Origin of the sequence: Ottowia sp. oral taxon 894, assembly GCF_001262075.1 — a bacterium.
In the GTDB taxonomy this organism is placed as follows: Bacteria; Pseudomonadota; Gammaproteobacteria; order Burkholderiales; family Burkholderiaceae_C; genus Ottowia; species Ottowia massiliensis.
Genome location: NZ_CP012073.1, coordinates 955,803 through 974,666, shown reverse-complemented (window position 1 = coordinate 974,666; position 18,864 = coordinate 955,803). Strand labels below are relative to the sequence as shown.

General features: G+C 62.5%; 14 protein-coding genes and 3 pseudogenes. 9 read left to right on the top strand and 8 right to left on the bottom strand.

Features of this window, described 5'->3' with window-relative positions:
- Positions 1-41 precede the first annotated feature (41 nt).
- Entirely contained in the window at positions 42-293 is a 252-nt protein-coding gene (locus tag ADJ79_RS15150; protein ID WP_082202895.1) for a transposase, read from the bottom strand.
- Positions 294-575: 282 nt separating this feature from the next.
- Here ADJ79_RS15150 and ADJ79_RS14005 point away from each other — a divergent pair.
- The 4 genes and pseudogenes from ADJ79_RS14005 to ADJ79_RS04100 form a co-directional block, all read left to right on the top strand.
- Positions 576-662, top strand: a pseudogene (locus tag ADJ79_RS14005) (IS1595 family transposase); the annotation flags it as partial.
- 132 nt (positions 663-794) lie between these two features.
- A pseudogene (locus tag ADJ79_RS04110) lies at positions 795-1,437 on the top strand (DDE-type integrase/transposase/recombinase); the annotation flags it as partial.
- Between the two features lie 516 nt (positions 1,438-1,953).
- On the top strand, positions 1,954-2,733 hold the full coding sequence (locus ADJ79_RS15390) for a glycine zipper domain-containing protein (RefSeq protein WP_156304016.1): 780 nt from the start codon (positions 1,954-1,956) through the stop codon (positions 2,731-2,733).
- A gap of 22 nt (positions 2,734-2,755) precedes the next feature.
- Entirely contained in the window at positions 2,756-3,511 is a 756-nt protein-coding gene (locus ADJ79_RS04100) for a hypothetical protein (protein WP_050714906.1), read from the top strand.
- A 270-nt stretch (positions 3,512-3,781) separates the two neighbouring features.
- Here the strand turns inward: ADJ79_RS04100 and ADJ79_RS04095 are convergent, their stop codons facing one another.
- The 3 genes and pseudogenes from ADJ79_RS04095 to ADJ79_RS13995 all read right to left on the bottom strand — a co-directional run bounded on the left by ADJ79_RS04095 (position 3,782) and on the right by ADJ79_RS13995 (position 6,510).
- Positions 3,782-4,351, bottom strand: a complete 570-nt coding sequence (locus ADJ79_RS04095) for a nuclease-related domain-containing protein (protein ID WP_256381515.1) — start codon at positions 4,349-4,351, stop codon at positions 3,782-3,784.
- 205 nt (positions 4,352-4,556) lie between these two features.
- Positions 4,557-5,600 (bottom strand): annotated as a pseudogene (hisD, locus tag ADJ79_RS04090) (histidinol dehydrogenase); the annotation flags it as partial.
- A 151-nt stretch (positions 5,601-5,751) separates the two neighbouring features.
- Positions 5,752-6,510 carry a hypothetical protein gene (locus ADJ79_RS13995; RefSeq protein WP_156304015.1) on the bottom strand — a complete coding sequence of 253 codons (759 nt, stop codon included), beginning with the start codon at positions 6,508-6,510 and terminating at the stop codon, positions 5,752-5,754.
- A gap of 290 nt (positions 6,511-6,800) precedes the next feature.
- Between ADJ79_RS13995 and glyQ the strand changes: the two genes are divergently transcribed.
- The gene (gene glyQ, locus ADJ79_RS04080) at positions 6,801-7,709 is read left to right on the top strand and encodes a glycine--tRNA ligase subunit alpha (RefSeq protein WP_050716393.1); all 909 of its coding nucleotides are present in this window, start codon (positions 6,801-6,803) and stop codon (positions 7,707-7,709) included.
- A 189-nt stretch (positions 7,710-7,898) separates the two neighbouring features.
- Entirely contained in the window at positions 7,899-8,048 is a 150-nt protein-coding gene (locus ADJ79_RS13990) for a hypothetical protein (protein ID WP_156304014.1), read from the top strand.
- Positions 8,049-8,228: 180 nt separating this feature from the next.
- Here ADJ79_RS13990 and ADJ79_RS04075 read toward each other — a convergent pair whose 3' ends face one another.
- Positions 8,229-8,828: a hypothetical protein gene (locus tag ADJ79_RS04075; RefSeq protein ID WP_050714903.1), complete on the bottom strand. Its 600-nt coding sequence runs from the start codon at positions 8,826-8,828 to the stop codon at positions 8,229-8,231.
- A 373-nt stretch (positions 8,829-9,201) separates the two neighbouring features.
- Between ADJ79_RS04075 and ADJ79_RS04070 the strand changes: the two genes are divergently transcribed.
- A complete protein-coding gene (locus tag ADJ79_RS04070; protein ID WP_050714902.1) occupies positions 9,202-11,487 on the top strand; it encodes a cation-translocating P-type ATPase in 2,286 nt (761 codons plus the stop codon).
- A 753-nt stretch (positions 11,488-12,240) separates the two neighbouring features.
- Here the strand turns inward: ADJ79_RS04070 and gyrB are convergent.
- From gyrB to dnaA, 3 genes are all read right to left on the bottom strand, one after another.
- Positions 12,241-14,805: a DNA topoisomerase (ATP-hydrolyzing) subunit B gene (gyrB, locus tag ADJ79_RS04065; protein ID WP_050714901.1), complete on the bottom strand. Its 2,565-nt coding sequence runs from the start codon at positions 14,803-14,805 to the stop codon at positions 12,241-12,243.
- 271 nt (positions 14,806-15,076) lie between these two features.
- Positions 15,077-16,207 carry a DNA polymerase III subunit beta gene (dnaN, locus tag ADJ79_RS04055; RefSeq protein WP_050714899.1) on the bottom strand — a complete coding sequence of 377 codons (1,131 nt, stop codon included), beginning with the start codon at positions 16,205-16,207 and terminating at the stop codon, positions 15,077-15,079.
- A gap of 148 nt (positions 16,208-16,355) precedes the next feature.
- Complete coding sequence (dnaA, locus tag ADJ79_RS04050; RefSeq protein WP_082203355.1) at positions 16,356-17,798, bottom strand: chromosomal replication initiator protein DnaA; 1,443 nt, start codon at positions 17,796-17,798, stop codon at positions 16,356-16,358.
- A gap of 370 nt (positions 17,799-18,168) precedes the next feature.
- Between dnaA and rpmH the strand changes: the two genes are divergently transcribed.
- The gene (rpmH, locus tag ADJ79_RS04045) at positions 18,169-18,303 is read left to right on the top strand and encodes a 50S ribosomal protein L34 (RefSeq protein ID WP_006299042.1); all 135 of its coding nucleotides are present in this window, start codon (positions 18,169-18,171) and stop codon (positions 18,301-18,303) included.
- A 26-nt stretch (positions 18,304-18,329) separates the two neighbouring features.
- Positions 18,330-18,845 carry a ribonuclease P protein component gene (locus ADJ79_RS04040; protein ID WP_082202892.1) on the top strand — a complete coding sequence of 172 codons (516 nt, stop codon included), beginning with the start codon at positions 18,330-18,332 and terminating at the stop codon, positions 18,843-18,845.
- The last annotated feature ends 19 nt before the right edge of the window (positions 18,846-18,864 follow it).

Sequence of the window (18,864 nt, the reverse complement as noted above, 5' to 3'; positions counted from 1 at the left end):
TACACATCCCCTTTCAGTTTTTGCAAGGAGCTTAGAGTATGTCACCAAACCATCCAAATCACGGCAGCAGCCAAGTGGATAGCCCCCAAGAAGTTGCTTGCCGTCTTGTCGTAGCGCGTGGCAATAGCCCGATACTGCTTGAGCTTGGCAAAGCAGTTCTCGATAACATGGCGCGCCATGTACAGCACAGCGTCATATCCACTCTGGCGCTTGTTGGTGCGGCGTGATGGAATCACCTCTGCTTTGTTTGCCCACAGCCAGCAGTGGCTCAATGCCCCGCTGCTGCGCGTCATAGCCCTTGTCGGCAATAACCGGTATGGATCTGCAGCTGGGGCAGCAATGCATCAGCGCCCTGAAGATCAGGCGCTTGCCCTGCCATCAGATGAAAGCCTGTGGGCTTGCCCAAAGCATCCACGCTGGCGTGAATCCTGCTGCTCAAGTCACCCCGGCTGCGCCCGATGGCCTGTGCGCCTTGCTTTTTTGCTCCAGCGCGAATGACGAAGGTGAATCACACGAAAGTCACCCAAGCGTTCGGGCAAGTCGCGCCAAGGTATGCCCGCGCGGTAGCGGTACCGCACTTTCGGGTCAATCACGGCAGCAACGAATTCGTCAAGGGCTGCAGACACGTCAACGGCATCGAGCCTTTTTGGAGCCATACCAAACTGAAGTGTTTGCTTCCTAAGTGTCACATCCCGGGTGATTGCATAGACTCAAAACGCTATCCTCTTTTCATGGCCCGGGCTTGTTCTGCAAGAGTTGCTAGAGTCCATGTCATCCACTTCGGGAGCCAGGCCATGCTGATTTCCTTGCACAAGAACGCACGCACCACGCCTGCCGTGCGTGCCGAGATTGCTGCCAGCCAAGAGTCCGCCAGCATCCTATCCTGGCACAGCGCTACTGTCTGTATTACCGAGCAAACTGTGTACAAGTGGAAGAAGCGCTAGTCCTTTGACGATCGCTCCCACGCTGCACATCGCCTGCAGACTATCCTGACTCCTGCCCAGGAGGCGATTGTGGTGCATCTGTGGCGCAGCTTGCTGCTGCCGCTGGATGACCTGCTGGCGGTCACCAGGGAGTTCATCTGCCCCCGTGTGTCGCGCTCGGGGCTGGACCGCTGCCTGCGCCGCCACGCCGTGGGTAATCCAAACGCCCTAAAACCCTCGTTCCCGCAGCCAGCACACCAGGTGTTCAAGAGCTATGAGCCCGGCTATGTGCACGTAGATGTCAAATACCTGCGCCAGATGCAGGACGAGAGCAGCCGGCGCTATTTGTTTGTGGCCATCGACAGGGCCACGCGCTGGGTGTTCGTGTAACTGAAGACACACAAAAGATGGCAGCCAGTGCGCAGGCCTTTCTGCGGGCATTGCACAAGGCCTGTCCGATCCGGATTACAAGGTGTTAACCGACAACGGCAAGGAGTTCACCGACAGGCTCTTTGCCGGCCATGCATCGATACCAGTAGCTTTGTGTGCTCTTTTCTTGCAGCATAAGTGCACTCTTGTACTTCTCTTGTGGGAAAGGGAAAGCAACCGTCATGCATACCATTGACTCTTCTTCTATTTCTTCCAGTGTCCGTCAGCGGGCTTTGACGACCGACATCGTGTCTCGGCCGGCGCCGGCTCATGTAGACACTTTGCGCTGGAATTTGTCCAATGCCCAAGAACGCTTGCAACTACTCGGCTTAGATACGGATTCCCAATTGGGTTCATCTTCTTCACCCGATCCGTCGCCCAGTTCCATTGGAGGCATCGTGCGGGGAACGAGCCATGGGCTAGTTGGAGAGGGCAACAGACTTCTTTCACGTGCGACGGACGGTGCCCGGTATGGTCGGCACTTGCTGGATCGGAGTGCGGACATTTTCAGACAATACCCAGCACGTTATATTCAGAATTGGGGATTTTCAGTTTCACCAGTTACTGGTAAGGGAGGAGCATCAGGCTCATTGGGCCAATTTTGAACGCGGCAGGCATTCAGCACAACGGACAAACTCCACACCCCTCGCATGCAGGCTCAGTCGCTAATGCCGCACAAACGCAAGCTGTCGGCGTACCAGCTAAGCAAACCAACAACTACAACGGCGATATAGCTGAAAAAGCCATAGCTGACCGGCTGGAATCCCAAGGCTATACCGTAAAGAGAAATGTCGAAATAAATACGCCTCTTGGCAAGCGGGATGTTGATATTCTTGCTACTAAGCACCAAGGACATCCAACGCTGTCAGAAGAAATCCACATCGAATCAAAGGTGGGACGAAAGAGCCTGCCTAGCACAGCCCAAGGTTCTAATGTGCGCATGCAAATAGATAAAGACGCTGCGGTTTTGGCACAACAAAAGAGCCTTGGTCCTGCGGCACAAGTGCGAGGCCGCCAGTTATATGACCAAGGTACTACAGCACTGAAAAAAAGCAGTACTTTCGCAAAGGCGGGCAAGGCTGTCAAATTTGCAGGCAAAGTGGCTCGTCCCATTGGAATAGCTATCAGTGCATTGGAAATTGGCAGCGCTTTTCAAGCCGATGGCAACAGAATAGGTATCAACATGGCAGGTAAAGTAACCAGCCTTGCAGGAGGAGCAGGTGGCGCTTGGGCCGGAGCGGCAGCCGGAGCAGCCTTGGGCTCAGTAGTGCCTGGAGTGGGTACAGTCATTGGCGGCATAGTCGGTGGTATCGTGGGCGGTTTGGCAGGAGAAAATGTGGCCACCAAGGCATTCAATGCCGTCAAAGGGTGGTTTTCTTAAGCAATGACTTTGGCGTCGTGCCATGCTTGAAAAGCTGAAAAACTGGCTGTGGCGCTCTTCCACTGCCGAGCTTGGCAACCAGCCGGCGCCTGATGCCAGGCAGGCTTTCAGGCAAGCGCTCGCCGAATATCCGGCGCACATGCCGCCGTACCGGGGCCTGGGGCGGCAAATTGCGCTGGAGCAGGCGCAGCAAAACCTGGACTGGTTCATGCAGACGCTGCCGCAGCGGCTGGCTGCCTTGCGTGCGCTGGCAGCCGCAACGGGGCTGGCCTTAGGCGAGGAGCCGCCCCGGTCGTGGGACGAAGCGGCTGATCTCCTGGCGCGGCTGATTGACTGGACGCGCGCCTGCTGGCCGGATGCGCCTTATCGCCCCGAACACCGGCAGGATGAATATTGGGCGGCCAGCGACCGCACGGGCGACGACGCCATCTTCAGCGTGGCACTGGACGTAGCCACCCTGCTGGGTCAGACCGTGCGGGCCGGGTGCTCCGCGTGGCGCTGGGGGCTGGACTTGTCCCGCGACAGCCTGCGCCATGACATGTTCAGTGCGCGCCGGGTGGTGCTGATGCCGCCGCCCGGTGCGCGGGCGGGCCTGCTGGACATGGAAGCCGTGGTGCGGGCGCGCTACCTGAACCCGCAGGCATCGTGGTTCAGGGGCCCGCCGCCTCATGACCTGTGGTGGGAATACGTGCACGATGGCTATACGGGGCAGTCACTCGCTCAGGGACTGGATCAGGGCCGGGCCGGCATTAGGGATGCGCCTGATTCAGCTCCTTGATCAATAGCAATCTATTCCCGTATACACAGCGACATGACCGTTTCTATGGGTTCTGAATTTGCTCCTCTTTTTGATGCAAGAAGCCTTGCCTGATCTGGTCCCGCTGGCGCACGCCGGGCATCGGGGGCGTCCAGCGGGCTGATAGCAATAGAACTGACCGCCGAGTGCCTCGGCATGGCTGCGGCAAAACTGCGTCACGCGGGCCGTCAGGGCTTTGCCGCAGGTGACGCAAACGGGTTTGACAAGGGGTTCCGCTGAAACGGGCGACGGCTAAATGGACGCGGCCGCCTGCATTTGCGGCTTCATGGAATCAGGCAATTCCAGCAAATCGGCCGGCCGGTGCTGACGTTTGCTTTTCTCGGTCCATTCGCGAATGGTTTCTCCGCTGCGGAAAGCATTGATACCCCAGACCAGGGTTTTGACAATGGAAAGCTGGCGTTCCATGAATTGGTTGTGCCAAGTGCGTAGTGCATCGGCCTTGATAATATTGGATGTGTCGAGCTTTTTGGCATCGGGCCTTTTGATGATGGATTTGTGCCAAAAGAGAACGATGTGTTCCACTTTCAACGGTGTGCCGCTGAAAGTGCGAATATCCAGCCGCTCCAGCAGTTTCAAAAATATTCTTTCATGCCCGCAGCTTTGCTCCAGCGGCGAAGGAGTGCTTATTTGCTTGCCGTTGGGATATTTGACGGAAAATTCGCCATGTTCGTTGATGGTGACGTTGCCGTTGAAATTCCTGGTTTCCACCAGAAAAACGAAAAACCGCCCGATCAGCACGTGATCGATTTGCGCCGTTTCGCCGTCTATTGATATACGAAAATCATTTAATACGGCATGTATCCTTATCGTCTGTATAACTGGGTTAATATAAAAGTCCGCGTCTTTTCAACCCCGTATGTCATGGCATATATTGTGCAATTCTTCGGCCAGGCAATCTTTTGGGTGCGCATTCGACGAGGGGGATTTTTGTAACTCTTCCAGCAATTCCAGCTTGCTGGTTTTGTCGTCTACCTTCTTGATAATCAAGATTTTCGCCTTGCAATATTCATTTCAGCCGCATTTGCGCCGCCCTGGCGTGGGCCTGCAAGCCTTCGCCGTGGGCCAGCACGCTGGCGATGCGGCCCAGCTTTTGCGCGCCGGCTTCGCTCACTTCAATCAGGCTGCTGCGCTTTTGAAAGTCGTACACCGACAGCGGCGACGAAAAACGCGCCGTGCCGCTGGTGGGCAGCACGTGGTTGGGGCCGGCGCAGTAGTCGCCCAGCGATTCGCTGGTGTATGCGCCCAGGAAGATGGCCCCGGCATGGCGCAGCAGCGGCTCCCAGCGGTGCGGCTCGCGGCTGGAGATTTCCAGATGCTCGGGCGCAATGCGGTTGGCGATTTCGCAGGCCTCTTGCATGCTGCGGGTGTGAATGAACGCGCCGCGCCCGGCTAGGCTTTTGGCGATGATGGCCGCGCGCGGCAAGGCAGGCAGCAGGCGCTGCATGGCCTCATGCACTTGCCGCATGTAGCTTTCATCCGGGGCAAGAAGAATGCTTTGCGCCAGCTCATCGTGCTCGGCCTGACTGAACAAGTCCATCGCCACCCAGTCCGGCGGCGTCGTGCCGTCGGCCAGCACGAGGATTTCGCTGGGGCCGGCAATCATGTCGATGCCCACTTGCCCGAACACGTGCTTTTTGGCGCTGGCCACGTAGGCGTTGCCGGGGCCGGTGATCTTGTCCACGCGCGGCACGCAGGCCGTGCCGTAAGCGAGCGCGGCAATGGCCTGCGCGCCGCCAATGGTGAAAGCGCGGCTCACGCCCGCCACGTGCGCGGCGGCCAGCACCAGCGCATTGCGCTCGCCGCCCGGCGTGGGCACGACCATGATGATTTCGCCCACGCCCGCCACGTGCGCGGGCACGGCGTTCATCAGCACGCTGGAAGGGTAGGCCGCCTTGCCGCCGGGCACGTAAATGCCCACGCGGTCCAGCGGCGTGACTTTCTGGCCCAGCAAAGTGCCGTCCTCGTCGCGGTACGAAGCGGTTTCGCCGCCCTGCTTTTTCTGCCACTCGTGATAGCGGCGAATGCGCGCGGCCGCTGCATCGGTGAAATCAGCATCCGCACGCTTCTTCTGCGTCGAAACCCGCCGCTGGCGGGCAAATTTTTGCCGCGTGAAGTTGCTTTGCGCCTGGCTGGTGAAGGCAGGCAAAAAAATGCCGCCGTGCGGAGCAGCGGCGGCATGGTTTCGGAAAGTGCTCTGGCGGTCAGACGGCGCCGTTTTTGTCTTGGCGGCGCGCCTGCCGCTGCCGCGCGGCCAAGCCTGCCACACCAAGGCCCGCCAGCAATAGCGCCCAAGGCGCGTCAGCGGGCACGGCCTGCACGGTGCTGGCGGACGCGGCGTTGCAATTGGCGGTGACGGTCACGGTAGCGTAAATGCCCATCGGGGTTGTTGGGTCCAGCGTAGCTTCAGCGTTCTTGACCTCGAAAATGAGTTGGTTGGCCCCGTGGGTCCAGGCCAGCGCCGGGGTGAATGCGGCGCTCAGCGCGCCAAAACCAGACTGCGCGGTGGTAACGAAAGCGCCGCCGGGATTGGCTGTGTTGGACACGCCCGTTCGCAGCAGGTCGTTATCCACGGATACCTGAATGGAAGTCTGGATGCTGCTCAGGTCAATGCGGTTGTTCACCTGAATGCTTGGCGAGCGGAAAGGAATGGGGTTGGTGGTGTCGAACGTTGGGTTGGTGGCCGGGTCGGCGGGCGATAGCCACGCCGTCCCTGCGGGAGGCGTACTGCCGGATGGGTACCAGGCGCTGTTCTTGTATGTAGTAGTGGCAGCAGCCCATGAGCCGCTGTGCTGCCGCTCCCAGCCGGCTCCTGTGGCAAACGTCAGGGGCGTGGCCGGGCCTGCTGCGGCTGTGGGGCAGGTGAGTGAAAGCGCAGACTGGCCGTGGGCCGCGCTGGCCAGGGCCGCCAGGGCAACAGCGCCAGCGAAATGGCGCAAAACAGTCACAGTACGATGAACCATGTTTTCTCCTTAAGTTGAATTCGCACAAAGCTTGCATGACACAAGAACAGAATTACGCGTTTTTACGTCTATCAAGTGAAATTGGCAATGATTGTTCCAAATGGATGCATCAAATACAGGGAGTACCGATTGTTGCCTACGTAATACGCAAGCGCCGGACTGCCACGTGAGCGGCGCAGAGCAGGGCGAAGCGCTTGTTCTGCTTGCGTCCCGCACGGTCGCGCCGCCTAGAATCCTGCGCTTTGCCTGCTTCATCCGTTCAATGGCGCTTGCACGCGCCTGATGTCACCATGCTCAGCTTCCAGCAAATCATCCTTACCCTCCAGAAATACTGGGCCGATCAGGGCTGCGCCCTTTTGCAGCCGTATGACATGGAAGTGGGCGCGGGCACCAGCCACACGGCCACCTTTTTGCGCGCCATCGGCCCGGAGCCGTGGAAAGCCGCCTACGTGCAGCCCAGCCGCCGCCCAAAAGATGGCCGCTACGGCGACAACCCCAACCGCCTTCAGCACTACTACCAGTACCAGGTGGTGCTCAAGCCCGCGCCGGACAACATCCTGGATTTGTACCTGGGCAGCCTGCGCGCGCTGGGTTTTGACCTGAAGAAAAACGACGTGCGCTTTGTGGAAGACGACTGGGAAAACCCCACGCTCGGCGCCTGGGGCCTGGGCTGGGAGGTGTGGCTCAATGGCATGGAGGTCACGCAGTTCACCTACTTCCAGCAAGTCGGCGGCATTGACTGCCGCCCCGCCACGGGCGAAATCACCTACGGGCTGGAGCGCCTGGCCATGTACCTGCAAGGCGTGGACAACGTCTACAAGCTGCTGTGGACCGAGGGGCTGACCTACGGCGACGTCTATCACCAAAACGAAGTGGAGCAATCGGCCTACAACTTCGAGCACAGCGATGCCGATTTTTTGTTCGCCGCCTTTGCCGCGCACGAGAAAAAAGCGCTGGAACTCATTGAAGAAAAACTGGCCTTGCCCGCCTACGAACAAGTGCTCAAGGCCGCCCACACCTTCAACTTGCTGGACGCGCGCGGGGCCATCTCCGTGACCGAGCGCGCTGCCTATATTGGCCGCATCCGCACCCTGGCGCGCGCCGTGGCCCAAAGCTACTACGACAGCCGTGAGCGCCTGGGCTTTCCGCTGGCGCCGCGCGAGTGGGTGGCGCAAATCACGCCGAAAAAGGCAGATTGAGGTTTTGCCGCAGGCCGCTCGCGCCCGGCGGCCTGCCTGGGCCAGCCGTTTTCCTGCTTTCCCGATCAGCCTTTGCCCTGAGCTTGCCAGAGTGCATCAAAAACAGGAGCGAATTTGAGGGGCATAAATACCGGTTTGCACCCTTTTCACTAGGACCTATTGCTATGGATAAAGGAGCTATATCGAAGCATGCTCCGCATCCATTCCCTGCCAGCGCGTTTCGTGCGCCGTGCGCACGCATGGGGCTGTTTCAAGAAACCGGCCGCCAGTTGGGCGCTGAAGCGGCGGCCAGAAAAATGGCTGACGGGCAAACCCGTCAGCCATGAGGGAAAAGCTTGAACCCAGTCGCAAGCCGTTTGCGCGATGGGCGTAGCGGCTTTTATGTCAGAACCTGTTTAAAGCCTGGCCGCGATGGGGGTGGACCGGAATGGGCCGCCAACCGCAGATGGGCCTTGCAGCCCAGCGGGAATTTGGCCCCGAGTCTGCGCTTTTGCATCCACGGACAGGCTCCGAACGGTCTCAATTGGCCGGTTCGGGCTGACGCACCTTGAATTGGCGGCATTCGGCTGCGTCCCAGCGTTTGTTGCAGTGCTTCCAGCCGCAGGCGTTGCGCTTGAACGGATTGTTGCCAGCCTGGCGCAGACACTGGCCCAAGGGCGTGCGGGCGCTGTTGCCTTGGTGCGAGAGGAGATCGCCGCCTTCCGGGCACTGGCCCTTGCCCCAGCGGCCCTGGCAGTGCTGGCGCATGCAGCGGCTGCGCGCTACGGGATTGATGCCAACGTGATCCAGGCAGCTTTTGAGGCTGAGATTTGGATTGGCGCGCGGGTTGGCGCCAGAGCTGAAGGGGCGTGGGCGGTTTTGCGTTTCCTCCGCTTCTTCGGCATCAGGCGCGGCACGGCGCGCCGGACTGCGGGCCTGCCGGGCGCGGCTGGGGCCAACGCGCTCGGGTTCAGGGTATTCGCCGCGCGCCTTGGCTTCACGATATTGGCGCAGGGATTCAGCGGCCTGGGGCGAGTTGCCGCTGGCGTGGACGGGCCAGGCCGCCAGCCAGGCGGTCAGCGCCAGCAGGCAGGCCATGAACGCGCGGACGGCGTTGATGCGATGAAAGTGCAACGGCATTTCAAGCTCCTTTCAGAAGAAAAATGTTGCTGAATGCGCTCACCTTAACAGTGCCGGGCCGCAGTCTTGTTGCGGACTGTTTCGTCCGGCTTTATTCGCAGCAGGGCGGCTTCGCCGCTTCACTTGTTCACGGCCTGCCTTGCGGGCGCGGGAAAAAGAGCTGGAGTGGAGCAGGGCGCGGGTGGCAGACCGGGCGAGACGCGCCAAGAAGTTTCCGGTTTGCGGATGCCAGCGGCCACTCATCAACCGGTTCGCGCTGGCGTGGCGCTTGCGAGATAGCCGCCCGCATGTTCAGCCGCTCGTTTTCCATTCAGCCGATAGGGCGATGGGGGCGGTTTGGCAGCGCGCTCGTGACAAGGCGCACACTACGGGCATGAACGACGAAAACACTTCCCTTCACAGTCTGGACTTGGGCGTGGGCGGCATGACCTGCGCCAGTTGCGTGGCGCGCGTGGAGCGGGCGCTGAAAAAAGTGCCAGGCGTGCAGCAGGCGGCGGTGAATCTGGCGACCGAAAGCGCGCGCGTGACATATGCCGCCAGCGCAGACGCGGCCAGCATGCCGGCGCTGCTGCGCCGCGCCGTGCGCGACGCGGGCTACGAGCCGCGCGCCGCCGATGCCGCGCTGGCCGCGCCCGAAGGCGGCCCGTGGGCGGGCTTTGCGCCCGTGGGGCTGGGGCTGCTTTTGTGCGCGCCGCTGGTGCTGCCCATGCTGCTGATGCCGCTGGGCGTGGCGTGGATGCCGCCCGCGTGGGTGCAGTTCGCGCTGGCCACGCCGGTGCAATTTGTGCTGGGCGCGCGTTTTTACAAATCGGCCTGGCACGCGCTGAAAAACGGCAGCGGCAACATGGAGCTGCTGGTGTCGGTGGGCACCACGGCGGCCTGGCTGCTTTCGGTGTGGATGTGGCTGTTTTCAGCGCCGGGCAGCGGGCACGCGCACGGCGCGGACGCTGGCGCTTCCGCGCATCTGTACTTTGAAAGCGCCGCCGTGGTGGTGACGCTGGTGCGGCTGGGCAAGTGGCTGGAAGAGCGCGCCAAGCGGCAAACCACATCGGCCATACGCGCGCTGCACGCGCTGCGGCCCGAGGTGGCGCATTTGATTGACTGGGACGGCAGCGAAAAGGACATTCCCGTCGATGAGCTGCGCGCGGGCGACATGCTGGCCGTGCGCCCCGGCGAGCGCATTCCGGCCGATGGCGTGGTGGCCGAAGGCAGCACGCAAGTGGATGAATCCATGCTCACCGGCGAGCCGCTGCCCGTGCCCAAGGCGGCGGGCGACAAGCTCACGGGCGGCGCCATCAACGGCGAAGGCCGCGTGCGCCTGCAAGTGACGGCGGCGGGCAGCGAAAGCGTGCTGGCGCACATCATCCGTCTGGTGCAAGACGCGCAAGCCGTCAAGGCCCCCGTGCAGCGGCTGGTCGATCAGGTGGCCGCCGTGTTCGTGCCCGTGGTGCTGGGGCTGGCGCTGCTGACTTTTGCGGGCTGGTGGCTGGCCGGGCTGGGCGTGGAAGGGGCGGTGATTCGCGCCGTGGCCGTGCTCGTCATCGCCTGCCCGTGCGCGCTGGGGCTGGCCACGCCCACGGCCATCATGGCGGGCACGGGCGTGGCCGCGCGCCACGGCATTTTGGTGAAAGACGCCGTGGCGCTGGAGACCGCGCACAAAGTGCGCACAGTGGCTTTCGACAAAACCGGCACGCTCACCGTCGGCCAGCCGCGCCTGCTGCGCCTGCTGCCCGCGCCCGGCGTGCAGGAAGCGGGCGCGCTGCAACAAGCCGCCAGCCTGCAATCGGGCAGCGAACACCCGCTGGCGCGCGCCGTGCTGGCCGCCGCGCAGCAGCAAGGCATCAAGACCGAAGCGCCGCAAGACGCGCGCGCCGTGCCCGGGCGCGGCACGCAAGGCGTGGTGCAGGGGCAGGCCGTGCTCATCGGCAGCCTGCGCTGGATGCAGGAGCTGGGCGTGGACTTGTCGCCCTTTGCCGCCGCCTTGCAAGAGCAGCAGGCGCAAGGAGCCACGGTGTCCGTCATGGCCGTGCGGCCAGGCGATGCGGGCGGCGATGAAGGCAGCGATGAAGGCAGCGATGCGCCGCCGCAAGCCGTGGCGCTGCTGGCCTTTGGCGACGAAGCCAAGCCCGGCGCGCGCCAGGCCATTGAAACGCTGCACCGGCAGGGCATACGCGCCGTGATGATTTCCGGCGACAACCGCAGCGCCGCCGAGGGCATGGCGCGCCGCCTGGGCCTGAAGCCCGAGGCGGGCGAAGTGCTGGCCGACGTGCTGCCCGGCGGCAAGGCCGAGGCCATCGCCCGGCTCAAGGCCGCAGGCGGCGCGGTGGCGATGGTGGGCGACGGCGTGAACGACGCCCCCGCGCTGGCTGCCGCCGATGTGGGGCTGGCCATGGGCAGCGGCGCCGACGTGGCCATGCACGCCGCCGGCATCACCCTGATGCGCGGCGACATCGCGCTTGTGCCCGCCGCGCTGGACATCTCGCGCCGCACGGTCGCCAAGATTCGCCAGAACCTGTTCTGGGCCTTCATCTACAACACGGCGGGCATCCCGCTGGCCGCCTTTGGCCTGCTCAGCCCCGTGCTGGCAGGCGCGGCCATGGCGCTGTCGTCGGTGAGCGTGATGAGCAACGCGCTGCTGCTGCGGCGCTGGAAGCCGTGAGGCAAAAGGGCTGCGCCAACAGCGCCGATGCAGCGCGCAGAACCTGTTCAAAGCCCGGTCATGAACCGGTCTTTGCAGTCCCCCGGTAATCGCTTATTTCGCTACTTGTTTAATAGCATCAAATCCCGTTAAACCATGCGGGAGAGGCATTTTCTTGGCCTTGGATTTGCTCTTCAGAATGAAGCAAGAAGTGCAAGGCTGTGGACACGCCTTGCCGCTCATTCCGATCCGTCCTTTCGTCCCTCGCGGATCGCGCGGACTGCACAGGCCGGCAGGCTGGGTGAGGGAGACAAACCGCCTTGGCCCTGCCGAAAGATCGCTCTGGCAATCGTGAAGTCATGACCATGCGGGCCGAATCCCATTGGTCAGGCATTGAAGTGAGAGGATGGCGCCGCCTGGGCTGCTTGAGTCTGGAAAAGAAAGCCCTCCATCAGATAACGGCGCTCCATTCACCAAACTGGCGCGGGTCCACTGCGGACAGGGCCGCCAGTGCGCTCAGGCATGAGGCACGGCTTCAGTAAAGGAAAGGGGGGTGCTTTTCCGCTCCTCTTCACTCAGCAGGATCACCGGGTATGCCAAGGCAGTGCGGGGCCAATAGATCCTAAAAAGAGAGCGAATTTAATGGGGTAAAAACATCGCTCTGCGCACTTTCCACTAGGACCTGATGCTATGAATAGAGGAGCGGAATAACGCCTTTCGCTTTCCGTCTGCGTCTGTCTGCTGTTTCCGCTCCGCTGGCCAGGCCCAAGGTCTTCAGGCGTCGATGTTCATGGCGCGCAGGGCGTTGGTTTCGATGAATTCGCGGCGCGGTTCGACTTCGTCGCCCATGAGGGTGGTGAAAACGCGGTCGGCTTCGATGGCGTCGTCAATTTGCACGCGCAGCAGGCGGCGGACGGCGGGGTCCATGGTGGTTTCCCAGAGTTGCTCGGGGTTCATTTCGCCCAGGCCCTTGTAGCGCTGGCGGGCGGTGGTGCGTTCGGCTTCGCTGATGAGCCAGTTCATGGCCTGGTGAAAGCTGGTGATGGCGGCCTCGCGCATTTTTTCGCCTTCGCCGCGCGTGACTTTGGCGCCGGCGCCCAGCAGCTGGCCGAAGGTGAGGGCGGCGTCGTGCAGGGCGGCGTAGTCGGCGCCGCGCATGAAGTCTTGCGTGATGACGCTGCTTTTGGTGTTGCCGTGCTTGCGGCGGCTGATGCGCAGCAGGGGCGCGCCGGTGCGAGGGTCGGTTTCGTGGGTGACGCGCACGGCGTTGCCGTTGATTTGGTCGGCTTGCAGGCGGCGGGCCAGGGCTTCGGCGCTGGCGCTCAGGTTGTCTACATCGAGCGTGACGCCGCCGGCGATGGCGCGCAGGGCGTCGGCGTCCATGAAGTGGCTCAGGCGCTCGATGATGTGTTCGGTGACCTGGAATTTGTGGGCCAGATCGGCCAGCGGCTCGCCGGAAAGGGCGCGCGGTTGTTCGCCGCCGGTGTGCAAGGTGGCGTCGCGCAGGGCGATGCGGGTGAGAAAGGATTCCAGCGCGTTGGCGTCTTTCAGGTACAGCTCTTCTTTGCCGGCCTTGACTTTGTAGAGCGGCGGCTGGGCGATGTAGATGTGGCCGCGCTCGACGATTTCGGGCATTTGCCGGTAGAAGAAGGTGAGCAGCAGGGTGCGGATGTGGGCGCCGTCCACGTCGGCGTCGGTCATGATGATGACGCGGTGGTAGCGCAGCTTGTCGATGTTGAAGTCGTCCTGGCTGCCTTTGCCCGATTCGGGGTCGGTTTTGCCGATGCCGGTGCCCAGCGCCGTGATGAGGGTGACGATTTCCTGGCTGGACAGGAGTTTTTCGTAGCGGGCGCGTTCGACGTTGAGAATCTTGCCGCGCAGGGGCAGGATGGCCTGGAACTTGCGGTCGCGCCCCTGCTTGGCGCTGCCGCCGGCGGAGTCGCCCTCGACGATGTAGATCTCGCACAGGGCGGGGTCTTTTTCCTGGCAGTCGGCGAGCTTGCCGGGCAGGCCCATGCCGTCGAGCACGCCTTTTCGGCGGGTCATTTCGCGGGCCTTGCGGGCGGCTTCGCGGGCGCGGGCGGCGTCGATGATCTTGCCGCACAAGATTTTGGCGTCGGCCGGGTTTTCTTCGAGGAAGTCGGTGAGCGCGCGGGCGACGATGTCTTCCACCGGCGCGCGCACTTCGCTGGAGACGAGTTTGTCCTTGGTCTGGCTGGAGAACTTGGGTTCGGGCACTTTCACCGAGAGCACGGCGCACAGGCCCTCGCGCATGTCGTCGCCGGAGACTTCCACTTTGGCTTTCTTGGCCAGTTCGTTGTCGGCGATGTATTTGCCGATGACGCGGGTCATGGCCGCGCGCAGGCCCGTGAGGTGCGTGCCGCCGTCGCGCTGGGGGATGTTGTTGGTAAAGCACAGCACTTGTTCGCTGTAGCCGTCGTTCCACTGCATGGCGACTTCCACGCCGATTTCGGTGCCGGCGATGCCGCCGTAGCTTTCGGCGGGGCGGCTGCCGCTGGCGTAAAACGTGGTGGGGTGCAGCACGCGCCGCGCGCCGTTGATGAAGGCGACAAAGCCTTTGACGCCGCCGCTGCCGGCGAAGTCGTCTTCTTTGCCGGTGCGCTCGTCGATCAGGCGGATGCGCACGCCGTTGTTCAGAAAGCTCAGCTCGCGCAGGCGCTTGGCGAGGATGTCGTACTGGAAGGTGTGGTTCTCGCGGAAGATGTCGGTGTCAGGCAGGAAGCGCACTTCGGTGCCGCGCTGATCGGTGTCGCCAGTGATGCGCATGGGCGAGACTTCAACGCCGTCCACCTTTTCCAGCAGGGGGTTTTGCACGATGCCGCGCGAGAACTGGAGTTCGTGCACCTTGCCTTCGCGGCGCACCACCAGCCGCAGCCACTGGCTCAGGGCATTGACGCAGGACACGCCCACGCCGTGCAGGCCGCCGGAGACTTTGTAGCTGTTTTGGTTGAATTTGCCGCCCGCGTGCAGTTCGGTGAGGGCGATTTGCGCGGCGCTGCGGCGCGGCTCGTGCTTGTCGTCCATCTTCACGCCGGTGGGAATGCCCCGGCCGTTGTCTGCCACGCTCACGGAGTTGTCGCCGTGGATGGTGATGAGGATGTCGTCGCAAAAACCGGCCAGCGCCTCGTCGATGGAGTTGTCCACCACTTCAAACACGAGGTGATGCAGGCCCGTGCCGTCGCTGGTGTCGCCGATGTACATGCCGGGGCGTTTGCGCACGGCTTCCAGCCCTTCAAGAATCTGGATGGCGCCTTCGCCGTAGCCGCCGCCGTCTGCGGGCGGCAGGGCGTCGGGCGCGGGGGTGTTTTCTTCGGTCATGGGAATGATCCTTTCAGAGGGGCCTGGGCTGTGGCCCGTGGCGCAAGAGCGCGCGCGGGCTGCTTTTGAAAAGCCGAAACCCGCCGTGCGGGGCGGGTTGGGCGAGGCGGTTTACATCAAGAAAAAGAGCGAATTCGAGGTGCCTGAAAAGGCCTTCTGCGCACGTTTCACTAGGACTTGTTGCTATTGAATCAGGAGCTATTTCAGGGGCTGACTGAGGCATGGGGGAGAAGCGGGCGCGAGGGCCGCCGCCCGCTTTGTGCGCCCTGGCTCAGATGCGCATGGGCATGACGACGTATTTGAAGTTGTCATCGCCCGGCAAGGTGATGAGCGCGGAGCTGTTGGCGTCTTGCAGGCCGATGGTGATCATCTCTTGCTGCTTGAGGGTGGAGAGCACGTCCATCAGGTAGGTGACGTTGAAGCCGATTTCGATGGCGTCGCCGCCGTAGTCAATGTCCAGCTCATCCACCGCCTCTTCCTGCTCGGCGTTGCTGGAGGCGATGCGCAGCGTGCCCGGCTCCAGGTTCAGGCGCACGCCCTTGAATTTGTCGCTGGTCATGATGGCGGTGCGTTGCAGGCACGCCAGCAGCACGGCGCGGCCCAGCGTGACGCTGTTCTTCGGGCTTTGCGGGATGACGCGGTTGTAGTCAGGGAATTTGCCCTCCACCAGCTTGGTGACGAACTCCATGCCGCCAAAGCTGAATTTGGCCTGGTTGGCGGCGAACTGCATTTCAATCATGGGCGCTTGCTCGCCTTCGGGCGCGGCGGCGTCAGACAGCAGGCGCTCCAGCTCGATGACGGTTTTGCGCGGCAGGATGACTTGCTGTCGGGGCACTTCCACATCCAGCGTGGCGCTGGTGAAGGCCAGGCGGTGGCCGTCAGTGGCCACCAGGCTCAGGCGCTTGCCGTCGGTCTCGAACAAGATGCCGTTGAGGTAGTAGCGGATGTCGTGCACGGCCATGGAAAACGACACCTGCCCCAGCAAATCCTTCAGCGTTTTCTGCGGCACGCTGAAGGCAGGGCCAAAGCCGGGCGCTTCCTGCACGAGCGGGAAGTCTTCGGCGGGCAGGGTTTGCAGGGTGAAACGGCTTTTGCCGCCCTTGAGCAGGAGCTTTTCCTGCTGCGACTCCAGGCTCACGGTCTGGTCGGCGGGCATGGTGCGCAAAATGTCGATGAGCTTGCGCACGCCCACGGTGGTGGCAAAGCTGCCTTCGTCGCCGCCCAGCTCGGCATGGGTGCGAATCTGGATTTCCAGATCGCTGGTGGTGAGCTGGATGCTGCCGCCTTCCTTTTTCAGCAGCACGTTGGCCAGCACGGGCAGCGTGTGGCGGCGCTCCACGATGCCCGCCACCGATTGCAGGGCGGACAGGAGCTGGTCTTGCGAGGTTTTCAGGACGATCATGTGGTTTTCCCGGGAAATCTGGCGGCGTATTGTGACTTTGGAAATGCTATTGATAAGAGCGCGATGAAACGGGCCTGAATCCGTCTTTTGTCCTACAGGAATATGGGGGTTCAGCTATTGATTCGTGAGCGAATGCAGCCTGGACGCTTCATCCCTTGATGGTTTGCTCCAGCACATGCAGCTGCTGGTTCAGTTCGGTGTCTTGCTTGCGGTCAGCGCCGATCTTGCGCACGGCGTGCAGCACGGTGGTGTGATCGCGCCCGCCGAAGGACTCGCCAATTTCAGGCAGGCTTTTTTGCGTCAGCTCCTTGGCCAGGTACATGGCGATCTGGCGCGGCTTGGCAATGGCGGCAGGGCGGCGCTTGCTGTACATGTCAGCCACTTTGATTTTGTAGAAGTCGGCCACGGCCTTCTGGATGTTTTCCACGCTGATCTGGCGGTTCTTGATGGACAGCAGATCGCGCAGCGCCTCTTTGGCCATCTGGATGGAGAGCTTTTCGCCATTGAAGCGCGAGTAGGCCAGCACCTTGTGCAGCGCGCCTTCCAGCTCGCGCACGTTGGAATGCACGCCCTTGGCGATGAAAAAGGCCACTTCTTCGGGCAGCTCCACGTCCACGGCGGCGGCCTTGTTCATCAGAATGGCCACGCGCATCTCGAACTCCGGCGGCTCCAGCGCCACCGTCAAGCCCGAATCAAAGCGCGAGACCAGGCGCTCGTGAATGTTGGTCAGCCCTTTGGGATAGGTGTCGCTGGTCATCACCACGTGGCTTTTCTTGGCCAGCAGCGCCTCGAAGGTGTTGAAGAACTCTTCTTGCGTTTTTTCCTTGTTGCCGGTGAAAAACTGCACGTCGTCGATCAGCAGCAAGTCCAGCGAGTGGTACTTCTCGCGAATGGACTCGAAATTCTTGTTCATGGAGGCGCGCACCACATCCGAGACGAACTGCTCGGCGTGGATGTAGAGCACGCGCGCTTGCGGATTGAGCTGCTGCAAACGGTTGCCCGTGGCGTGCATCAAGTGCGTTTTGCCCAGGCCCACGCCGCCATAAATGAACAGCGGGTTGTAGAGCTTGCCAGGCGCGCTGGCCACGTGCAGCGCGGCAGCGTGCGCCATGCGGTTGGCGGTGCCTTCCACCATCGTCTCGAAGGTCAGGGACGGATTGAGCTGGCTGCGCGGACGCTCGGCGAGCGCGGGCGTGTCTGCTTGTTGAGGCTCTTGCCGGGCGGTTTGGATGGTTTGGGCGGCTTGTGCCGGCGCCGGGCGTGCGGCGGCCGCTTTGGGCCGGGCTGCGGGCGCGGCGGCCACGGCCAGGCGCACCTGCACGGGCGCGCCACAGACTTCTTCCAGCACGGCGGCGATGTGGCCCGCGTATTTCTCGCGCACGAAGTCCAGCTTGAAACGGTTGGGAGCGAACACGGTGACGCTGGCGCCTTCATCATCCATCTGCGCCGTCAGCGGCTTGATCCAGAGGTCAAACAGCTTCTGGTCGATTTGCTGCGACAGGGCTTCGACGCAAGCGGGCCAGGGCGAAGCGGCGTGCGGGAAGGAAGCAACTGGAGAAGAAGCAGAGGGCGGGCGGGCGGCGCTGGGCATGGAGAGACGGGCGGAAAGCAGCAAACGAAAAACAGAAGGGCGGCAGATGAAGCAGCAGGCCAAAGCGGCGGGTGGCGCCCGGGCGGCGCTGAGCGCAGGGCGCGGAAAGCGCGGCGGCGGGCCAAGCCTGCGGCGCTTGCGCATTCCCATGACAGCGAAAAGGAAACAGGGGTCGAAGCGCGCGGAAAACGGAGCCGGGCAAAAATTCTATCCACAGGCTGCGGCTTGACACAATCCCGCTCCTGATGGCAGGCAATTGCCCGTGCCCGCTGATGATGGCGGAATTTGTGATAATCCGCCGTTTACCTGCGCTGCGGCGCAGCTGCTTTTTTCCGACTCTCGTACTGCAAAAAGGACAAGCATCATGGCCATGAAACGCACTTATCAGCCCTCCAAGATCCGCCGCGCCCGCACGCACGGCTTTTTGGTGCGCATGAAAACGCGCGGCGGCCGCGCCGTCATCAACGCCCGCCGCGCCAAAGGCCGCAAACGCCTGGCCGTCTGAGCCGTCGCGGCGGCTTCAAAAGGCACATGAGCGCAGGGGCAGCAGGCGAACCAGACGCGGCGGGCCGCGCGCTTTCAGCCGCAGCGTCCCGCTCCTGGCTGCGGCTGAAAACGCGCGCCCAATATCAGGCCGTGCTCAAAAATCCGCCAGCAGCCCGCACGGCGCATTTCGCGCTGCACCGTCTGGCGTGGAGCGGCAGCGCCGCCGTAACGCCTGCCGAAAGGCAAAAACCGGTCTTCACGCCCGCCAGCGGCGTGTGGCTGGGCGCGATGGCGCCCAAGCGCTGGGCGCGCCGCGCCGTCACGCGCAACGCCATCCGGCGCCAGATTTATGCGCTGGGGCAGCAAAAGGCGGGCGGCTGGCCCGCTGGCGCCTGGCTGGTGCGTTTGCGCGCCGGCTTTGACCGCAGCCAGTTTCCCAGCGCTTCATCCACTGCCCTCAAACGCGCCGTTCGCAGTGAGCTGGAGCGGCTTTTCGCGCGCGCCTTGCCGTCTGCAAATACAAAGCCCGCAGCGGATTCACTGCCGCCCGGCCTTTCCTAACCGCCCAATCGCTTCCCGG